Source organism: Planctomicrobium mucosum, from assembly GCF_051466335.1.
Lineage (GTDB): Bacteria > Planctomycetota > Planctomycetia > Planctomycetales > Planctomycetaceae > Planctomicrobium.
Genome location: NZ_CP195793.1, coordinates 2,638,575 through 2,656,472, shown reverse-complemented (window position 1 = coordinate 2,656,472; position 17,898 = coordinate 2,638,575). Strand labels below are relative to the sequence as shown.

Below are 17,898 nucleotides of genomic sequence, written 5' to 3'. Positions count from 1 at the left end.
ACACCATTACCCGAGTGATCTACTTGAGAAATCTCAACGATAAAACCTCGACCTGCGGCAACCAGCTTATCTATACTGCCACCAGTTTAAATAGTCAGAACCATAGACGGGATGCTCGCCTCATGCCACGCTCGAAGACGATACACGAAAAACTTACCGAACTCTCCGGGAATCTTTGGTGGAGCTGGCAACCTGAAGTGTCCGCACTGTTCCGAACTATTTCACCTTCCATCTGGCGAGAAGTCTCCCATAATCCGATCCTACTTCTTCGACACTTCACACCGGAGAAACTGGAAGCCAGAGCGAGAGAAGAGGTGCTCCATTCCAGAATCAACGCGGCGTACAGCGACTGGCAGGAATACATGTCTGCCAGCGATACATGGGGAGATACACACGCAGGAGTGCTGGGATTTCGCCCGGTTGCCTACTTCTCAGCGGAGTTCGGTCTTCATGAGTCGTTTCGAATTTACTCCGGCGGCCTTGGAATTCTCGCTGGGGATCATCTGAAGAGTGCTTCAGACCTCGGCATCCCGCTTGTCGGAATCGGGTTGTTCTACCACGAAGGTTACTTCACTCAGAAAGTCGATCTAAACGGTTGGCAGCAAGAGGAATACGCCATCGCGGACCCTGCTGATCTTCCGATGAATGAAACGACCACCGAAGATGGTGAGCCGCTCATCATTTCCGTCCAGACTCGCACAGGAACGATCCATGCGAAGGTCTGGGAAATGGATGTCGGACGCATCCCGCTGTACCTCCTCGACACGAACATCGAGCAGAACGCTGCCGAGGATCGCAGCCTGACCGCTCGCCTGTACGGTGGTGACCATCGTATGAGAATTCGGCAGGAGCTTTTACTTGGCGTCGGCGGAGTCAAAGCACTCGCTGCCCTCGGGATCAAACCTCGCGTCGTCCACATGAACGAAGGACACTCTGCCTTCGCACCATTGGAAATCATTCGCATGAGGATGCAGGATGACTCGCTGAGTTTTGATGAAGCCTTGCGAGAAACGGCTGCACTGGGATGTTTCACAACACACACGCCCGTTCCCGCCGGTCACGATCGTTTCGATGCGGGGCTCGTCGAAGAGCACCTTGGCCCGATTCGTGATGCGCTGGGACTCGACTACGAGAGCTTTCAGGGACTCGGACGCGTTGACCCTTTCAACCAATACGAATCGTTCTGCATGACCGTTCTGGCGTTCAAAGCCAGTCGACGTGCGAATGCGGTCTCTAACCTGCATGGTGTCGTATCTCGCAGAATGTGGAGAAATCTCTGGCCGTGGCGGAGCGAAGAAGAAATTCCAATCGGCCACATCACCAACGGTGTTCACGTTGGAACCTGGCTTGCCCAACCGATGCGAGTCATTTACGACCGGATGCTGCGGGAAAACTGGTACGTCAAAACCGGTGAACCTAAAGTCTGGGCCGATTTCGACAAAGTCAAACCGACCGATCTCTGGGAAACGCACCAATCTCTGAAGAACCGCCTGATCGTGCATGCTCGGCACGTTCTCGCCAAGCAGGCTGCCCGATACGGATTGAGCGACGAGGTCATCGAATCATTCTCAAATATTCTTGATCCCCAGCATCTTCTCATCGGGTTTGCGAGACGGTTTGCTCCCTACAAGCGGGCAGATCTCATGATGCGGGACATCGAATCGTTGGAAGAACTCGTCAACAACTCCCAACGCCCGGTCCAATTTGTCTTCGGTGGGAAATCCCATCCCGCGGATGAATTTGGTAAACAGATCATGCAGCGGATTTATCGCCTGTCGCAGGAAAGTTCGTTCAAGGGAAAAATCGTTTTTCTTGAAGACTACGACATTCATCTCGCACGCTTCCTGGTGCAGGGCGTCGACGTTTGGCTAAACAATCCCCGGCGTCCTCTTGAAGCATCTGGTACCAGCGGACAGAAAGTCGTTCTTAACGGCGGTTTGAATCTTTCGATTCTGGATGGCTGGTGGGCAGAGGCCTACGATGGGACTAACGGATTCGCGATCGGCGATGGTCTCATCCACTCTCAACAGGAAGTGCAGGACCAACGAGATGCCGAATCGCTGATGCGAGTGCTCCGCGATGAAGTCGTCCCGCTGTACTACAATCGCGATCAGGACGATGTTCCGCTGGAATGGATCAAACGCATGAAACGAGCGATTCGCACCCTCGGGTGGCGATTCAACGCAGACCGAATGGTGATGGACTACGTCACCAACGAATACGTCCCAGCGTCTGGCAGCACAAGCTGCTATATGCCCCCGATTTCCTGAAACGTCGACCATCGCCGATCGGTGATTTTCCAGAGACGCGAATTCGAAACAGGATGGGAGAGAATTGCCGATCGTACGTTCTCCCCATCCTTTATTCTTTTCAAGTCGACACAAAACTCAGAAACAGCCGCTAACGCATACGGCAAGAAGAGTTACCTCAGATTATCGGCACAACTCCTGCGTGTTTTTTTGCAGTCCGAATCTTTCAAAGTCGCCTCGATGCAACGAGTCTCCCGGAAGGCGAAAAACCTCTCCCAATTTCTGGCAAATTGGTGACGGGATTCGGTTTCTGGCGTCGCAGTTTCTGAAAATCTGCCTGAGAACTCCTCGAATTTCCCCCTGCCAACAATTATCATGCCCACTTGGCCTCTGCGGGAAACAGAATTCAGGCCAGTCGGTGATTTCGCTTTCAGACCAGAAGCTTTCGAGATGACTTCATCCAAACTTCGGTCTCTCGTCCCTATTGTTGTTGACCGAATACCAGGTTCTTTGAACTCATGAACAAGTTGCAGCTTCAAATCCTCGATGATTCTCCCGCTTCTCAGCTACAGATCATCAAAAATTCTGGCAACGGCAAAGGAACATACGCCTTCATCAGTCTTGGCTGCCCTAAGAATCTTGTGGACAGCGAGAAAATGCTGGGAAGTCTGGCGGTTGACGGGTACACGCTCGTCTCTGAACCGGAGAACGCGGACTTCGTCATCGTGAACACCTGCGGTTTCATCGATGAATCCCGCAAAGAGTCCAAAGCGGTCATTCAGGAAATGCTCGACCTGAAGAAAGAAGGGAAGACTCGCGGCGTGATCGTTGCTGGCTGTCTTCCAGAACGCGTCGGCGGATCACTTCTGGATGAGATGCCCGAAATCGATCACATCGTCGGGGTGTTCGGTCGAGATGAAATCACCAAAGTTGCAGAGCGTCTTGTCGGCGGACATCGTGAGCAACGAGAACTCTTCCGTCCCGCTGCAGTTCGCGCGATGAATGATCAAACCCGACTGCGCATCACTCCAACTCACTATGCTTACCTGAAGATTTCGGAAGGTTGCGATCGGACATGTACGTTCTGCTCGATCCCGAAAATGCGAGGCAAGCACGTCACCAAGCCCATCGAAATGGTGATCGAAGAAGCTCGGGAACTGGCAGCGGACGGCGTTCGTGAACTCATCCTCGTCGCTCAGGACACCACGTACTACGGCATGGATTATTACGGGGAAGTACGACTCGCTGAATTGTTGCGCCAACTTGAGAAGGTTGATGGAATCGACTGGTTGCGTCTGATGTATCTGTACCCGGTCAACTTCACCGACGAAGTGATCGACACGATCGCCGGTTCAAGCAAAATTCTTCCATACCTCGACATGCCGCTTCAGCACATTAATTCGAAAGTGCTCAAGCGGATGCAACGTCGAGTCAACCGTGAAAAAACAGTCGAACTCGTCGATAAATTGCGAGATCGCATTTCAAATCTCGTTCTACGGACGACGTTTATCGTGGGCTTTCCGGGGGAAACGGACGATCAGTTCGAAGAGCTTGCAGACTTCGTACAAGAGACTCGATTCGAACGAATGGGAGTCTTCCCATATTCACTCGAACCGGGAACTCCTGCCGTTAAGCTCGATGGCCACCTGCCCGAAGATGTTAAACTCGCCCGACGCGATGCACTGATGGAGATCCAGCAGAACATCGCTTTTGAGTGGGGGCAGAACATGGTCGACTACGAACTTGACTGCATCATCGACCAACCTTCCGATGAACCGGGCGTCTACATCGGACGCACGTTTGCAGACGCTCCTGAAATCGACGGTACGGTGCTCGTGCAAGGTGAAAACCTGCAACCTGGTCAGATGGTCCCTGTCACCATCGTGGAAGCTGACGAATACGACTTGGTCGCTGTCGTTTCTGAACCAGATGAGGATGACGCCTAATTCCCGGTGACACATCTTCGTAACGGGGAATTGACTGGAATCTCACACCACGGCATTCAATGAACTCCCTGACAACGATCATTTTGTTCGCAATCACAGCGTTGGCCGAAATCATTGGCTGTTATTTGCCATACTTGTGGTTACGACAGGGAAAATCAGCGTGGTTGTTGCTCCCAGCGGCGGTCAGTCTGGGGCTGTTCGCATGGCTGTTAACGCTGCACCCGACGGCAGCGGGTCGAGTCTACGCTGCTTACGGAGGTATTTACGTCACCATTGCCATTGTTTGGCTCTGGTTCGTTGATGGGATCCGTCCCACGAAATGGGATCTCATTGGAGTCTCGGTTTGTCTTGCCGGAATGTCGGTCATCATGTTCGCCCCACAAGCGAAATGAGCGATTCCTCATCCTGGTCGAGTTCTTGAACTCAGTCGAAATCAAAGCCCGATCATCAGTAATGAATCCATCCCCTCCAGTTCGCTCTCTGAACATTCCGAACCTTATCACGTTCGCACGGCTATTACTGACATTCGTCGTTCTCGGATTAATCTGGGCTGAAAAGAACTGGATTGCAGCGACAGGCATCTTCATCTTTGCCGTCTCGACGGATTTCATCGATGGCTATCTTGCCCGGAAATGGAATCAGATCACGCAGCTCGGCCGGATCATGGACCCGTTCGTAGACAAGATGATCATCATTGGCACAATGGTCTTTTTGGTTGCTCAACCGGCAAGCGGAATTACCGCGTTCATGACGTTTGTCGTGATCGCCCGAGAGATGTTTATCACGGGGCTCCGCTCTGTTCTTGAAGGGCAGGGGATCGACTTCTCAGCAAAACTCAGCGGCAAGCTGAAGATGGTGCTGCAGTCAGTGGTAATTCCACTCTGCATTATTTCGCTAAGCCCAGCGTTTCAATCGGCCCTCGGTGAGAACCTGATGACTTACCTGAAGGTCAGGGACATTCTGTTGTGGGCGATGGTACTGATCACGTTGTATTCTGGAATTGAATACATCTTCCTCGCCTGGCGAAAAAGTCGTCAGCTTCGCAAGATGAGTACTCGCTGACGTCACATTCAGCTCCCTTTCAATCAATGTTATTCCTAACTGAACTCTCAGTTCTGTAGTGCTTGCTCATGTCGAATGAACGTCCATCCCGCCCTCATCGCTCCAGTGCTCCTCATCGCGAAGGGGGAGGGAAGCAACCCGGTTCCTCATACCGCGGCAAAAGCGCCCAACGTGGCAACGGACCGTCGAAGTCGAACCCGAACTACAAGCGAGAAACCAAATTTCCGCTCGACCCATCTCATCTTGTCCAACGATCTCTGAACGATGGGACCGATGGACATATTCCCGTTGTGAAGATCAACTCACCGACACGCAGCTCAACGGTTTTCCGCAAGCGCATTACCGACGTCGAACAAAAGACAAAACATGGTGATCTGGTCCGTGTTGAAGTCGAAGGGGGAGAATTCCTCGGCTATGGAATCTGGAACCCTCGAGCGGAAGCTGCCATCCGAATTCTGAGCTGGGATATTGTCCCGACGACGAAAGACTGGTGGAAACCACGTTTTGACGACGCGATCGCCCTGCGAAAAAGCACCTTGCGTCTTGAAAAGCACACGAACGCCTATCGAATCATCAACGCCGAAGGGGATGCACTTCCCGGCGTCATGGTCGACCTCTATGGCGGCGTCCTATCGCTGGAAGCCTTTTCATTGGGGATGTATCAGCGATCGGAAGCAATCGCCAGAACCATCGCAGAGAAGCTGGATATTCAGCATTGGGTTGTTCGTCCCGGACCAGCGACATTGGATCACGAAGGCTTTCTCGCCGATGGATTCTCGTCCCCGAACGCTCCCTCAAAAGTGCAGATTCGCGAGCATGATGTCATCTTCGAAGTGAATCCGTTTGATGGACATAAAACCGGATTCTTTTGCGACCAGCGAGACAATCGACTCGCCCTGCGTGATTACTGCCGTGGAAAGACCGTTCTTGATCTCTGTTCCTACACAGGAGGCTTCGCGATCAACGCAGCTTATGCTGGAGCGAAGGAAGTCACGGCGGTCGACCTCGATGAAGACGCCATTAAGGCTGCCCGTCGTAATGCACAACTCAACAAAGCGTCCATCAAATTCGTCCACGCGGACGCATTCGGTTACATGCGAGACATGCAGGCGAACGGTAAGAAATTTGACGTTGTCATTCTGGATCCTCCGAAATTGATCCACAGTCGGGACGCCGCTGCTGAAGGTCAGTCAAAATACTTCGACCTGAATAAATTGGCAGCCCCGCTGGTCAATTCAGGAGGCCTGCTGTTGACCTGCAGTTGTTCAGGCCTGTTCTCAATGGATGAACTGACTCGAACAGTGCGTGCTGCTTGCGGCGACAGGAAGCCACAACTTTTGAAACGGAGTGGTGCGGCTGCCGATCATCCCGTTGCACTGGGAAGCCTGGAGTCGGAATATCTGAAATGCCTTTGGCTGCGAATGGACTGATCGACGCCTCGATTGTCGATGGCGATCAACTAACGCAGTATTTGCATTGCAGCTAGATGCGAAAATCAGGAGTGCACTGAAAATTCACCGGTGCACTCCTGATTCGTTTAAAGCGACTTACTCTGTGGGAACTGAAGTCTCAATCGACTTCAGCAACTCAAGAGATTTATCTTTGACCTTTGCATTTGCACCATTCTCTGACAGCCATTTCAGCCGTTGTTCCTGGTGCTTAATTATTCGCGGATCACCTTGAATCAGCTGCATTGCTTGCAGCTGATATTTTGGCTGATTCGCGTGCAGTTTCTGCAGCGCTTGTTGCATCTCTCTGGGTGGCGGGGGAAGCGTTGTGCTCGCTTCTTCTACCGGCTTTCCACATCCCAAACACAGGAGGAGCACGCACAGGGCTAATCGGTACATATTATGGCTCCTGACCGACAGCCATGCCGTTGAACCATTGATTGGCAAGATTCTTGGCAGCGGTCGCCGCTGCCGAGTTATCGCCATAACCAAAGTTCACGTAATCTCCGATGTCTCCAATGTCGTGAACGCACTCCTTGTTCCGCTTGTCAATTTCCTGCTGCGACGTCCAATCTGGGAGCGGGTTCCGATAAGGTCGAACCGTCTGGACATGGCCATCGAGGAAGGCGACATTCGCAACTTGCCCGGTATGTCGGAAATGCACGCTGGGATAGCGTGCGGTTGGTGGCTCCAGATGCAGAGATTCCGTCACATTTTCTGGATCCCAGAACTCAACTTGTCCTGCATCACCAAATGCGATTGTCCGTGTCGTCGACTGAAAATCTCGCATTTGCGCACTGTAGGGCCCCGATCTCCAGGTTTCAGTCCCTGCGCCCAGATACTCGAGGTTGTACCCGTATCCATACGCCTCTTTATCAAACTTTGGGACGAAACCCGTGAAATCCGGGCATTTTAAAACTTCGGTATTCTTCCCCAGGAAATCGTTCAAAAAACCAAGGTGCTTGAGCAACTTACGATTGCCACCGGAATCCGTTTCAACCGCCCCTGCCCAATAGTGACTTGTGTAGGGCGCCTGCGCATTGGTGCTGAAGGGCATAAATCGGTTGTGGACATCGTGGTAATTGATGAGTGCAAGAGTCATCTGTTTCAAGTTGTTCTTACAAGACATCGATCTCGCCGCTGCGCGCGCCTGCTGCACCGCTGGAAGCAAAAGTGAAACGAGCACCGCGATGATGGCAATGACCACCAACAACTCAATTAAAGTGAAGCCGCGAGCCTTCTTGCGGCGGCGCAAGAGTAGACTCCCTGCGCCAAGAGCATTTGACTTGGACATGACAATTTTCCCGTTGCCTGAGCATGCCTGCGCGAGACCTTGCCTGATTCATCCGAAAGGATGATGGCTGGAAAATTGGGAGAACAGTGTCGACGCGACATCGATGGAATTCGGACATCGTCCACTTCCTCAATGTGCGCTACGTGGAAACTGCACAGTCAATGTGCAGCCTCGACGACACGCGAACTACCTCTTTCCGCGAAAGGTATCTACGCAAACTTTTTCGCAACATTTAGGCAGGTCTTCTGACTTACGGATCAACCAAATCACCGCGCCTTCCCAAAATCTCAGACGAGAATTTCAGTGGCTCAATGCGGGATTTATCTCCGATTACAGCGGCGGGACCGCGACGGATTTTCACCGTCTTCCCTATTCTCCGGTAGAACACACGCCCACCGGCACCTACGTTGCAGATCATCATGCTACGCGACTTCCTGTTCCTGTCAAACCAGGTCGTCCATACATCGGAGGAATGCAATGCACATTGCACCTGAGCCAATTCCACAAAACGAGCAGAACAGTCGACTGAATCGGAAGTTCCGTAGAATGAGCCGGGTGGTTGCATTATTGTAGTCGTGCTCGAATTCTCCCGGTAAGAAAGACGACGATTCTATGGCAGCAGAGAACACTCCAATGGCCCTTTGGGAATTCATTCTCCTTGGTGTCGTTCAAGGTATTTCGGAATTTCTTCCAATCAGTTCGGATGGCCATCTCGTTCTCGTTGAAGCCATGCTCGGGCATACCTCTGACAATCTCGAGTTGAATATCGCTCTACATTTCGGAACGCTTCTTTCAATTCTGGTCGTGTTTCGAAATCAACTGATTCCTGTTCTGAAAAGTCCGCGAATGATGGGAGCGATTATCGTCGCCACGCTTCCAGTCGTCGTGGCCGCTCTGCTGTTTAAGGAAGGCTTCAAGTGGGCCTCTGAAAAGCCTCTTTTTGCAGCGTTTGGTCTCGTTTACACGTCGATCCTGCTGTTCATCACTCCCAAAATCGACATGGGGCAACGCGACATCAAAGACATCCGGTACATTGATGCGCTCATCATTGGCATCTTCCAGGCACTCGCCCCGTTACCCGGAGTCTCACGCTCAGGCAGTACCATCGTGGCTGCCCAACTCATGGGATATCAGCGAGCACAGGCTGCGAATTTCTCGTTTTATATCGCAGTTCCCGCTTTGATCGGGGCGACAGTCATGATGCTCAAAGATGTCGTCGAACAAGGGGGGCTCAAGTCCGAAGCAATGCCAACCGCGATCGGGGCAGGGGTCGCCTTTGTCGTGGGAATCGTCGCATTGAAGAGCTTGTTGTCTGTCGTCGCTGCCCGGAAACTCGTCTATTTCGCGTGGTACGTTCTCATCGTTGCGATCATCACATTTATTGCCGTCTACCTCGGCAAGATCTAGCCCCTGCCTGAGGAGAGTGCGGAGGGGAGGGCTGGAAACAACTCGTTCCATTGCTTTCTTCATCGCTGCCAGAACGCCACACAGTTGTGAGAAACTTTCTGGATCACCACCGCATGCAGGATCTGGCCGCCAAAGTCCATCGCTACAGCCATGTGTGATCCCTCTTACTCTCAATCACTGGATCACCGAAACTGACGTGAGCGCTCAGTTCACGTCAGTTCATTTAATAGCTGAATGAAACAGAATCAGCCCGGGACTGCTAACAGCAATCCCGGGCTGATTCGTTATTTCGACTGTTTCCGTCTGCGTGGCAGTTGCCGTTCGAGGTTACAGGACGTTCATCGGGTGAATCCACCAGGCAGCTTCGCGGTACGAACACACTACATGAATCAGAACTGCAACTGCAATCCACCAGCCTGCACATTGAAGTTCGCGGCCAACAGCTTTGGACCAGACAAGTCTCGCCTTAGCAAACGCACGTGCCCGAACTCGAGGGAACCAGCGAGAGACGTCTTGGCAATAAGCTGCATACGCTTCTGGATGTCGGGTTCGAAGAACCAATTCTTCAACCGGAACAACTCCGAACTGGTAAAGAAGAATGATCGGAATAAAGCACAAAGCCATTGTCAGGCTTTGAATGATCAGCAGATAACCAACCACAGTGAGCAGTGTCCCGACATACAATGGATTTCGGCAGATCGAGTACGGACCCGTTGTGACGACAGAGGTTGATTTGCGGGAGTGGATGTATGCGATCGACCAAATTCGCAACAGAATCCCAAAGGCAATGCTGGCGTAGCCGGCAGCGATCAGATTGATGTTGAGCGCACTTCCCAATTTGATCGATGGTGGAGACAACAAGGTCAACATCAGGCCAGTGAGTAAACAGACGGCCGTCAGCGGAATCCGCATTTGATATGAACGAAACTGCTTCACACGAATCGATTCATCATGCACAATGGGGCTCGCTAGGTCAGCCGATAAAGGCGATGATCCAAGCCGTGACAGTGGTTGAGTATAGCCGCTCATATTCCGCCTCCAGATCTTTGGTGAGTGACGCTACTCGCCGTTGCTAAAGATCAAGTTTGAATCCATTAGTAATTCGGCGCGGGTTTTAGGAGATCCGTTGGAATGCGTCTAGATGGAAGTTCCGGATTATTCCCGATTTGCAGACCGTGATCCCTCGAGCCACCCAAGGAACCGGCAAAAACCGCCACTCAGGTCACATCTACACAGTTATCCGAACATTCGAGCAGTCCAGAAGTTCCGATGATTGTGCCCTCAGAGGGCCAAGCGGAGAATGATCAGTACGATCGCTCGACTTCGGCAGAGATGGATAAAATGTAATCGCAGTTCAATCGTAGAACTGAGGGCCAACTGAAGGTTCATCGAAGATTTGCAACCGACGATCGTAAACTTCGAAATCTCGTGTGCTGACTCCAACCTCATGGAGCAGTTCGGCAGTCCAGCGAGGGCACGCAGACCAGACAGCACGCGGTGAACTTAGCGCGTCGATTGGCAACCAGACGAGAGTGACCACTACCGTGGCAAACAGTGCCCCGCGAGGGAGCCAGAGGCTGTGTTCACCGACAACTCCGTTATTGAGAGCCCGTTCTTCCATTCGCTTGGCTCTCAATTGGATTTCACTTCTACGGGCAGCAAAGCTCACACCGACTCGGAGCGGGCCGGTTGTCCCCACCTGCGAACGCTCCATCACGCGGATCAGTAACCGTAGATAATCCTGAATCTCCTGACGACTTCGGGCCGCAACTGCATCGCACATCAACTCTCGATACAGATCATTCTTGCGAGCAGCCCAGAGGACCAGAGGATGAAACCAGAAGAGGCATTTCACGAACTGCTGAAGGAACAGGTCCAAAGAGTGATTCTCTGTGAGATGCGCAAATTCATGATTCAGGACCAATCCCAATTCATGATCGCTGTACTCAAGAAAGTGTTTTGGCAACACAATAACTGGATTCTGAAACTGCCAGCAAAATGGAGCGTCGAGGCCGTCGCAGAGATAGATCTGCACATGTGCAAGTTGGTGAGGGCGCTTGATTGAATTAGAGAGCCTCTCCGCTTCAGGCGTGAGTTTTTCCAGTCGCCGAAAGAAGAGTAAGAGCCGCCCCGATGCGACTATCAATCGGCCAACGAGAACAAGCGCTCCGGCCGCCCAAACGCTTCCGATGATTCCAGCGATCCAGTATTGGCGCGTCACTTCGCGAGAGAGTTGTTGCTCATTTCCGATCTCACCTATCGGAAACAATCTCAAATGCGGAAACGATAACGCGACAAAGACCAGAACCAGCAATCCAATCTGACAGTTGGACCAAATTCGCCATCGTGTCTGATCATTCGATGTCAGCCGAACGAGGAAAGCACAGACCAGAACGTACAAAGCCGCCTGCAGGCTCACAGAGGAAAAGACCTCTAGAAACTGGGAAAAGCTCATTCACTTTCCTCCAGCCTGGCCAAAGCTGCTTTCATCTCAGCGATGTCAGACTTGGATATCTTTTCGCTCCCAAGAAGACTGACGACTAACGAAGCGAGAGATCCACCAAACAGATGCTCACGCAAGTCTCCCAATAGCGTCTCCGACACATCTGAGCGCGTAATGATCGGTTCATAAACGAAAGCACGTCCCGATTTCCTTCGAGCGAGCGCCTTCCGTTTCTGCTCCAGAATGCGCAAGGTCGTCATCACGGTGGAATAAGCCAACGGACGCTCCAGACCGTCGCAGACATCCTGCACAGTCACAGCTCCGCGTTGCCACACAACGTTCATGACTTCCAATTCGCATTTTGTCAGTCGATACGACATGATTTTCAATTCCAGATCTGCTTCATCATCATTCAACGATTGCACAGGATCCATTGCTTGCCGTCAATCAGTCTGGCAAAGAGTTTAATAAGGTTCGAATTAATACACTTTTCTTGCCAGGTTTCCGGCAAGTTGCTGATAGACCAATCGATCGATTTTGTTCGAAATCGCTGCGACGTGCCCATCCGCCCAGAGAAAATTCGCACAGCCTGGATGACGACTGGTGAACTCGCATTCATCTGCATTTGGAACATTCGGCCCTAAGTTCAGATTTCCAAGAATTCGACAGTGGGCGTCTTCCCCCCGCACATCAACGCCCAGCCAAGTCGATGGAATCGTCGACATTCTGCGTTCCCCGACCAGAATTACTGACGAAGCTCCTTGAGCGAAATCCTCAATGCGTACAGCTTGGTCGCTCGAAAATGGACCACATCCGGATTGGACGTTCCACACATCATCTGGTTCACTGACACCGAACACGCCGATGTAACTGGCAGAGGGCAACTGCACCAGCGGTACGTCGACCGAATAGTCATCGTTCCTCGGCTCGCTGTAGAGCAGGAATGAATTCATCATCAAATCCGAAGGACAGGTGAACATCGGCAATGACAGTTCGCGAAGCCCCGAGTGCTCCTCATGTTCCAGCGGTTTAGAAAAATTAATCTGATGAAAAACTTCCTGTTGCCCAAGGTACGGCAGCAACGGGGGAAGCCAGCCGAACAGAGTTTTTCGCGATTCATGCCAGCGCCAAGCAGGGGGCAAGTACCCGAAGGATTCGTGATATCCCTGAATTGCCAAACCAATCTGCTTCAGATGATTGCTGCACTGCACGCGCCGTGAGGATTCACGGACGGTCCCGAGAACCGGGAACACCAAAGCCAACAGCACCGCCACAAGCGCGACGCAAATCAGCAGTTCCAGGATCGTAAATCCCCCCGCAGATCGATGCGATGATTGTCGCTGAAGCTCGGAGCGAGCATTCATCTTCCCACTCCTGTCAGGGTCGCTCGAGGTTTCATCAAGGCTACCTTCCGTTGTCACCTTACCATCGGTCCGACTGTCTCCCGGGCATCCCGGATAATCGAGATGCGACGACAGAGCGAACAGATAAACTCTGTTTACCAACTCTGTGACTATCGTCGACGAAGAGAAAGTATGACTTGATCCGACTTCCTGAATCAACCTCGATAGGAATGCTGAGTCAACGATAGCCGATAAACACGGACACAATGACAAAAAAGCACACTCGCCGGAGTGACGACGAGTGTGCCCGTACAGTTTCAGAAACAGCAATCGATTATCCAATTGCCTGCAGCAGGTCTGCCACAAGATCTTCCGGATGCTCGATTCCGACAGAAAGACGCACGGTGCTTTCGCTGATTCCAGCGGTACGGCGCGCTTCCTGAGTCATCGAGGCGTGACTCATCGTATCTGGGAATTCGATCAACGATTCCACACCGCCCAACGACTCAGCGAGCAGGAACATTTTGATCTTCTTCAACATCGCTTCGACGGCAGGACGTCCTCCCTTGAGATCGAAGCTCACCATTGCGCCAAAGCCTTTTTGCTGCTTTTTGGCGAGTTCGTGATGAGGGTGAGACTCCAGTCCGGGGAAGTAGACCCGGTCGACCTTCGGGTGCTTCTCAAGCGCCTGGGCGACAGCAATCGCACCGCGCTGATGAGCTTCCATTCGGACCGGAAGCGTCTTCACGCCACGCAATACCAGCCACGCATCGAACGGGCTGCAAGCCAAGCCCATGGCGTTAACGTAATATGCGACCTTGTCGGCGTGCTCTTGAGTACGAGTGATGACCGCACCACCGACCACATCTGAATGACCATTCAGGTACTTCGTTGTCGAGTGAACGACAACATCAACACCCAACTCAAACGGACGTTGCAAGTAAGGAGAGAGGAATGTGTTGTCAGCCAGCGTGACCAGATTTGCAGACTTCGCGACAGCGACAATCGAGGCGATATCAACGATGTTGAGCAGCGGATTGCTCGGAGTTTCAATCCAGATCGCTTTGGTTTCTGGAGTGATCGCCTGACGAACGTTTTCCGCGTCTCCCATGTCGACGAAGCTGAATTTGTATCCCTGTTCGGTCAGAATATTCGCGAACAACCGATAAGTTCCGCCGTAAATGTCGTGACCGGTAATGATATGATCACCGGGCTTAAATAGCTGCAGGGCAGCTAAAACGGCCGACATTCCTGTGCTGGTCGCACGGCAGGAGATTCCTCCTTCAAGGGCGGCCAAATTCTCTTCCAGCGCAGCGCGGGTCGGGTTGCCGCTCCGTGTGTAGTCGAATCCGCGGTGAGTCTTCAGATCATCCCAATAGAAAGTCGACGACGTGTAGATCGGTGTTGTGCAGCTATTGAACGTCTTGTCTTTATCGACACCAGTATGAACGCAACGCGTTTGGAAGTGCATGAAGTGCCTCTTGAAGCTGTAATTTGGTCTGAACAAAAAGTTTCAGTGTTTTACGAATATCTGTCCAGCGACTTCATCACTTTTTGCCGAGAACAGAAGAACCCGCCGGGAATCAGGTTCACCTAAGAACAAAAATTTTTACGGTGGAATCGAATCAGGATTTCCGCAGCCATTTCCCACGGTAAATGGGCATTCCCAGTTTCCGCTTCTTTCGCTCGAAGCTTGTCTGATAATCCATGTCATCCTCAGGTGCCCGTTCGACAGGAGCAGGAAGGGTCTCGAATAGTTCGTGGTGATTCATCAAAGAGGAGATCACCCCAAAATACTCTTCCACGTCTGTCCAGGAATGGAGCAGTCCCCCTTTGCGAATCAAACCGGCAGCAAGATCAGTGAACTGATCATTGAACACCCGTCGGCTTCGGTGTTTGCGTTTCCACCAGGGGTCCGGGAAGTAAACGTGAATCGCTTCCAGCGAATGTGGGTCGATGAATTTCCGGAAGGCGTAAAAGACGTCGCCGCCGAGAACGCGGGCATTCGCATAGCCCTTTTTCTTCAGACGCATCGCACCACGTCGAGCTTCTTTGTAGTCCACTTCAATCCCGAGATAGTTGATCTCTGGATTGGCCGCCGCTGCGTGATAAAGAAACAGCCCGCGACCGCATCCGACATCAATTTCTACGGGATTGTCATTTCCGAAGAACTCAGCCCAGTTCAATTTGCCACCGAACGACTCATCGATATCGTTCATGGTGTAGAAATAAGGTTTTAGATCAATCGACGGATGAGGTGAGCTCGTCGGAGGCGACATACTAGCAAATCTCTCGTGTTCTCTGCTGTCGTCTTCTGACAGCAAATTCTGCACACATAAGTTATGAAAGAACCGTTCAACAAACGACTTAGAACGTACTCACATCCCAAGTCAGTCCTACGATCGGCGCCGTTCGGCAAACCAGCAGTATAGTAGGTGCGGTCGCATCCTTCACTTCAGGGAGATCGAGAAATTCCCCGGAGTGCGGATCGCATCAAACTCGATCGATGCCGCGATCAAGAAGCACTGACAGCCTGATCGTTCAGACTCGCCACAACATGGCAAATCGCTTCCACAATACCAGCGTGCAAACGATCACAGTGGTCAGGTGAGTCACCATCACCGCGGTTGTCCCAAGATAGACCACGTTGTCGAAACGACGCGGAAGTTCATTGGACAACGCCCGCAGCACCTGAAACATCAACTCGGATGAAAACGAGAACCCAAGCACCAAAATCAGGATGACCCATTCCAGATTGGTCAGTTGGAGCACCGAACTGGCGAGAACCACCGTCGCTGTGAAAAAGAAGTGGGCAAAAAGGGTACTTCCGCCTCGGAGCCCAATTCTCAAACCGGTCTCTGCATCCTTCAATCGCTGCCTCCACGGCGACAATCGAGGGCGATGACCAGAATTTTCAAGGAGATCCGATGACATGGAAACTCGTCGAGTGAGGGGAATTCAATTTGGCAGACGCGAGGGGAGCGCCCAACAAACCGATGGGGAATCTACTCCGGTTTTCGATTTTTGGTCAAGGTCCACTCTCGGTATTGGCTCTGACGATACACCAGCGTCTTGAGAGACTTTGAAAGAGGTCAGAAGCTGGAAATTGACGACTAACAACGGGAATTCGACTTCTCAATTTTCCCGCGAACTTGCGATTTTTCGCCAATGTCGAGAGCATGCGAAGATCAAATCAAACTCAGTTCTCATTCAGAAAAGCTGGCAAAACGCGTGTCGCACTCGATTTATCAAAACCCGTTGAATTCACGTTATGCTTCCTCAGAGATGAGCGGGATCTGGTCTGCTCAGGCAAAGCACTCCTGGTGGCGGAAACTCTGGGTGGCACTTGCGGAAAGCGAGCAGGAACTCGGTCTTGAGATCACGGATGCTCAAATCGCAGAACTCCGCGCAAACGTCGACAACATCGATTTCGACGTCGCAGCCAAATACGAACGGCAAGTGCGCCACGACGTCATGGCACACGTGCACGCTTATGGGGATCAGTGCCCACAGGCTGCTGGGATTATTCACCTCGGAGCAACTTCCTGCTACGTCACCGATAATTCGGAACTGATCCAGATCCGGCTGAGCCTCGAATTAATCCGCAAGCGACTCGTACAGGTCATCGATCGACTTTCAACGTTCGCCGTCCAATACCGTGACCTTCCATGTCTGGGCTTCACTCACTTGCAGCCAGCCCAGCCAGTAACCGTCGGCAAGCGAGCGACTCTCTGGTGCCATGATCTCGTACTCGACCTCGAAGAAGTTGAACACCGTCTCGCGACTCTGAGATTCCGCGGCGCGAAGGGAACCACCGGAACTCAGGCGACATTTCTGACTCTCTTCAAGGGAGATCACGATAAAGTCCTGCAACTCGACAAGATGGTCGCCGCCAAGATGGGTTTCGATCAGACCTACCCGGTCACTGGTCAAACCTACACCCGCAAAGTCGACTCACAGGTTCTCGCTGTGCTGAATGGAATCGGCCAGACCACCCACAAAGCTGCCAGTGATTTGCGATTACTCCAAAGCTGGAAAGAAATCGAAGAACCGAAAGAAGACAAACAGATCGGTTCTTCAGCGATGGCGTACAAGCGAAACCCAATGCGGGCAGAACGCATGTGTGCACTCGCACGATTTGCAATGAGCTTGAGTGAGAACGGAGATCAAACTGCTGCCGTTCAATGGATGGAACGCACACTCGACGACAGTGCCAACCGCCGATTGTCGTTGCCTCAGGCGTTTCTTGCGATTGACGCCGTGCTCATCCTGTATCGAAATGTCGCAGAAGGACTGATCGTTTATCCGAAAGTCATCGCTCGTCGTCTCGCAGAGGAACTCCCCTTCATGGCAACGGAAGAGATTCTCATGGCTGGAGTCCAGGCGGGCGGGGACCGACAGAAACTTCACGAAGCGGTTCGGATTCACAGCGTGGACGCCGCGCGTCAGGTTAAAGAACACGGACTGGCGAACGACCTGCTGGACCGCCTGTCACAAGATCCACTCTTCGCGAAAGTCGACCTCAAAAACGCACTGGATGCTTCCCGATTCATCGGTCGTAGTCCTGAGCAGGTGGATGAGTTCGTCGCTGAAGTGGTCGACCCCATTCGCAAGAAGTACGCCGCTGAACTGCATACAGAAGCGGAAGAACTTCGCGTTTAGGCAGATTTCGGTTTCGTGAGCAATTCGCAGCGTGTTGATGAGAG

The 17,898-nt window shown here is 52.1% G+C and carries 16 protein-coding genes and 1 riboswitch; of the genes, 7 read left to right on the top strand and 9 right to left on the bottom strand.

Features of this window, described 5'->3' with window-relative positions:
- Positions 1-122 precede the first annotated feature (122 nt).
- The 5 genes from glgP (at position 123) to SH668x_RS10700 (ending at position 6,687) form a co-directional block, all read left to right on the top strand.
- Positions 123-2,270, top strand: coding sequence for an alpha-glucan family phosphorylase (gene glgP / locus SH668x_RS10720; RefSeq protein ID WP_437185054.1), 2,148 nt, complete (start codon positions 123-125; stop codon positions 2,268-2,270).
- A 497-nt stretch (positions 2,271-2,767) separates the two neighbouring features.
- Positions 2,768-4,195 (top strand): 30S ribosomal protein S12 methylthiotransferase RimO, encoded by a 1,428-nt coding sequence (rimO, locus tag SH668x_RS10715; protein ID WP_437185053.1) that lies wholly within the window; start codon positions 2,768-2,770, stop codon positions 4,193-4,195.
- A gap of 59 nt (positions 4,196-4,254) precedes the next feature.
- Positions 4,255-4,587: a YnfA family protein gene (locus SH668x_RS10710; protein ID WP_437185052.1), complete on the top strand. Its 333-nt coding sequence runs from the start codon at positions 4,255-4,257 to the stop codon at positions 4,585-4,587.
- A gap of 61 nt (positions 4,588-4,648) precedes the next feature.
- On the top strand, positions 4,649-5,257 hold the full coding sequence (pgsA, locus tag SH668x_RS10705) for a CDP-diacylglycerol--glycerol-3-phosphate 3-phosphatidyltransferase (protein ID WP_437185051.1): 609 nt from the start codon (positions 4,649-4,651) through the stop codon (positions 5,255-5,257).
- A 68-nt stretch (positions 5,258-5,325) separates the two neighbouring features.
- Positions 5,326-6,687, top strand: coding sequence for a class I SAM-dependent rRNA methyltransferase (locus SH668x_RS10700; protein WP_437185050.1), 1,362 nt, complete (start codon positions 5,326-5,328; stop codon positions 6,685-6,687).
- Between the two features lie 117 nt (positions 6,688-6,804).
- Here the strand turns inward: SH668x_RS10700 and SH668x_RS10695 are convergent, their stop codons facing one another.
- Both SH668x_RS10695 and SH668x_RS10690 read right to left on the bottom strand, forming a co-directional pair.
- Positions 6,805-7,104 carry a hypothetical protein gene (locus SH668x_RS10695; RefSeq protein ID WP_437185049.1) on the bottom strand — a complete coding sequence of 100 codons (300 nt, stop codon included), beginning with the start codon at positions 7,102-7,104 and terminating at the stop codon, positions 6,805-6,807.
- 1 nt (position 7,105) lies between these two features.
- The gene (locus SH668x_RS10690) at positions 7,106-7,999 is read right to left on the bottom strand and encodes a type II secretion system protein (protein WP_437185048.1); all 894 of its coding nucleotides are present in this window, start codon (positions 7,997-7,999) and stop codon (positions 7,106-7,108) included.
- Between the two features lie 218 nt (positions 8,000-8,217).
- Positions 8,218-8,418, bottom strand: a riboswitch (cobalamin riboswitch).
- 193 nt (positions 8,419-8,611) lie between these two features.
- On the opposite strand from SH668x_RS10690, the gene SH668x_RS10685 reads away from it, so the two are divergent.
- Positions 8,612-9,406 carry an undecaprenyl-diphosphate phosphatase gene (locus SH668x_RS10685; RefSeq protein WP_437185047.1) on the top strand — a complete coding sequence of 265 codons (795 nt, stop codon included), beginning with the start codon at positions 8,612-8,614 and terminating at the stop codon, positions 9,404-9,406.
- Between the two features lie 327 nt (positions 9,407-9,733).
- Here SH668x_RS10685 and SH668x_RS10680 read toward each other — a convergent pair whose 3' ends face one another.
- The 7 genes from SH668x_RS10680 to SH668x_RS10650 all read right to left on the bottom strand — a co-directional run bounded on the left by SH668x_RS10680 (position 9,734) and on the right by SH668x_RS10650 (position 16,126).
- Positions 9,734-10,435 carry a methyltransferase family protein gene (locus tag SH668x_RS10680; protein WP_437185046.1) on the bottom strand — a complete coding sequence of 234 codons (702 nt, stop codon included), beginning with the start codon at positions 10,433-10,435 and terminating at the stop codon, positions 9,734-9,736.
- Positions 10,436-10,760: 325 nt separating this feature from the next.
- A complete protein-coding gene (locus tag SH668x_RS10675; RefSeq protein ID WP_437185045.1) occupies positions 10,761-11,861 on the bottom strand; it encodes a M56 family metallopeptidase in 1,101 nt (366 codons plus the stop codon).
- On the bottom strand, positions 11,858-12,229 hold the full coding sequence (locus SH668x_RS10670) for a BlaI/MecI/CopY family transcriptional regulator (protein WP_437185044.1): 372 nt from the start codon (positions 12,227-12,229) through the stop codon (positions 11,858-11,860). The genes SH668x_RS10675 and SH668x_RS10670 overlap by 4 nt, the downstream gene beginning before the upstream one ends.
- A 99-nt stretch (positions 12,230-12,328) precedes the next feature.
- On the bottom strand, positions 12,329-13,213 hold the full coding sequence (locus SH668x_RS10665; RefSeq protein WP_437185043.1) for a DUF1559 domain-containing protein: 885 nt from the start codon (positions 13,211-13,213) through the stop codon (positions 12,329-12,331).
- A gap of 313 nt (positions 13,214-13,526) precedes the next feature.
- Positions 13,527-14,663 carry a trans-sulfuration enzyme family protein gene (locus SH668x_RS10660; protein WP_437185042.1) on the bottom strand — a complete coding sequence of 379 codons (1,137 nt, stop codon included), beginning with the start codon at positions 14,661-14,663 and terminating at the stop codon, positions 13,527-13,529.
- 154 nt (positions 14,664-14,817) lie between these two features.
- A complete protein-coding gene (trmB, locus tag SH668x_RS10655; protein WP_437185041.1) occupies positions 14,818-15,471 on the bottom strand; it encodes a tRNA (guanosine(46)-N7)-methyltransferase TrmB in 654 nt (217 codons plus the stop codon).
- A gap of 262 nt (positions 15,472-15,733) precedes the next feature.
- Positions 15,734-16,126 carry a diacylglycerol kinase gene (locus SH668x_RS10650; RefSeq protein WP_437185040.1) on the bottom strand — a complete coding sequence of 131 codons (393 nt, stop codon included), beginning with the start codon at positions 16,124-16,126 and terminating at the stop codon, positions 15,734-15,736.
- A 297-nt stretch (positions 16,127-16,423) separates the two neighbouring features.
- Here SH668x_RS10650 and purB point away from each other — a divergent pair, with 297 nt between their 5' ends.
- Positions 16,424-17,854, top strand: coding sequence for an adenylosuccinate lyase (gene purB, locus SH668x_RS10645; protein WP_437185039.1), 1,431 nt, complete (start codon positions 16,424-16,426; stop codon positions 17,852-17,854).
- Positions 17,855-17,898: the final 44 nt, after the last annotated feature.

Excerpts from the sequence above, each read along its gene's own strand:
- glgP (WP_437185054.1), top strand. The coding sequence starts at position 123 with ATGCCACGCTCGAAGACGATACACGAAAAACTTACCGAACTCTCCGGG.
- rimO (WP_437185053.1), top strand. The coding sequence starts at position 2,768 with ATGAACAAGTTGCAGCTTCAAATCCTCGATGATTCTCCCGCTTCTCAG.
- SH668x_RS10710 (WP_437185052.1), top strand. The coding sequence starts at position 4,255 with ATGAACTCCCTGACAACGATCATTTTGTTCGCAATCACAGCGTTGGCC.
- pgsA (WP_437185051.1), top strand. The coding sequence starts at position 4,649 with ATGAATCCATCCCCTCCAGTTCGCTCTCTGAACATTCCGAACCTTATC.
- SH668x_RS10700 (WP_437185050.1), top strand. The coding sequence starts at position 5,326 with ATGTCGAATGAACGTCCATCCCGCCCTCATCGCTCCAGTGCTCCTCAT.
- SH668x_RS10695 (WP_437185049.1), bottom strand. The coding sequence starts at position 7,104 with ATGTACCGATTAGCCCTGTGCGTGCTCCTCCTGTGTTTGGGATGTGGA.
- SH668x_RS10690 (WP_437185048.1), bottom strand. The coding sequence starts at position 7,999 with ATGTCCAAGTCAAATGCTCTTGGCGCAGGGAGTCTACTCTTGCGCCGC.
- SH668x_RS10685 (WP_437185047.1), top strand. The coding sequence starts at position 8,612 with ATGGCAGCAGAGAACACTCCAATGGCCCTTTGGGAATTCATTCTCCTT.
- SH668x_RS10680 (WP_437185046.1), bottom strand. The coding sequence starts at position 10,435 with ATGAGCGGCTATACTCAACCACTGTCACGGCTTGGATCATCGCCTTTA.
- SH668x_RS10675 (WP_437185045.1), bottom strand. The coding sequence starts at position 11,861 with ATGAGCTTTTCCCAGTTTCTAGAGGTCTTTTCCTCTGTGAGCCTGCAG.
- SH668x_RS10670 (WP_437185044.1), bottom strand. The coding sequence starts at position 12,229 with ATGTCGTATCGACTGACAAAATGCGAATTGGAAGTCATGAACGTTGTG.
- SH668x_RS10665 (WP_437185043.1), bottom strand. The coding sequence starts at position 13,213 with ATGAATGCTCGCTCCGAGCTTCAGCGACAATCATCGCATCGATCTGCG.
- SH668x_RS10660 (WP_437185042.1), bottom strand. The coding sequence starts at position 14,663 with ATGCACTTCCAAACGCGTTGCGTTCATACTGGTGTCGATAAAGACAAG.
- trmB (WP_437185041.1), bottom strand. The coding sequence starts at position 15,471 with ATGTCGCCTCCGACGAGCTCACCTCATCCGTCGATTGATCTAAAACCT.
- SH668x_RS10650 (WP_437185040.1), bottom strand. The coding sequence starts at position 16,126 with ATGTCATCGGATCTCCTTGAAAATTCTGGTCATCGCCCTCGATTGTCG.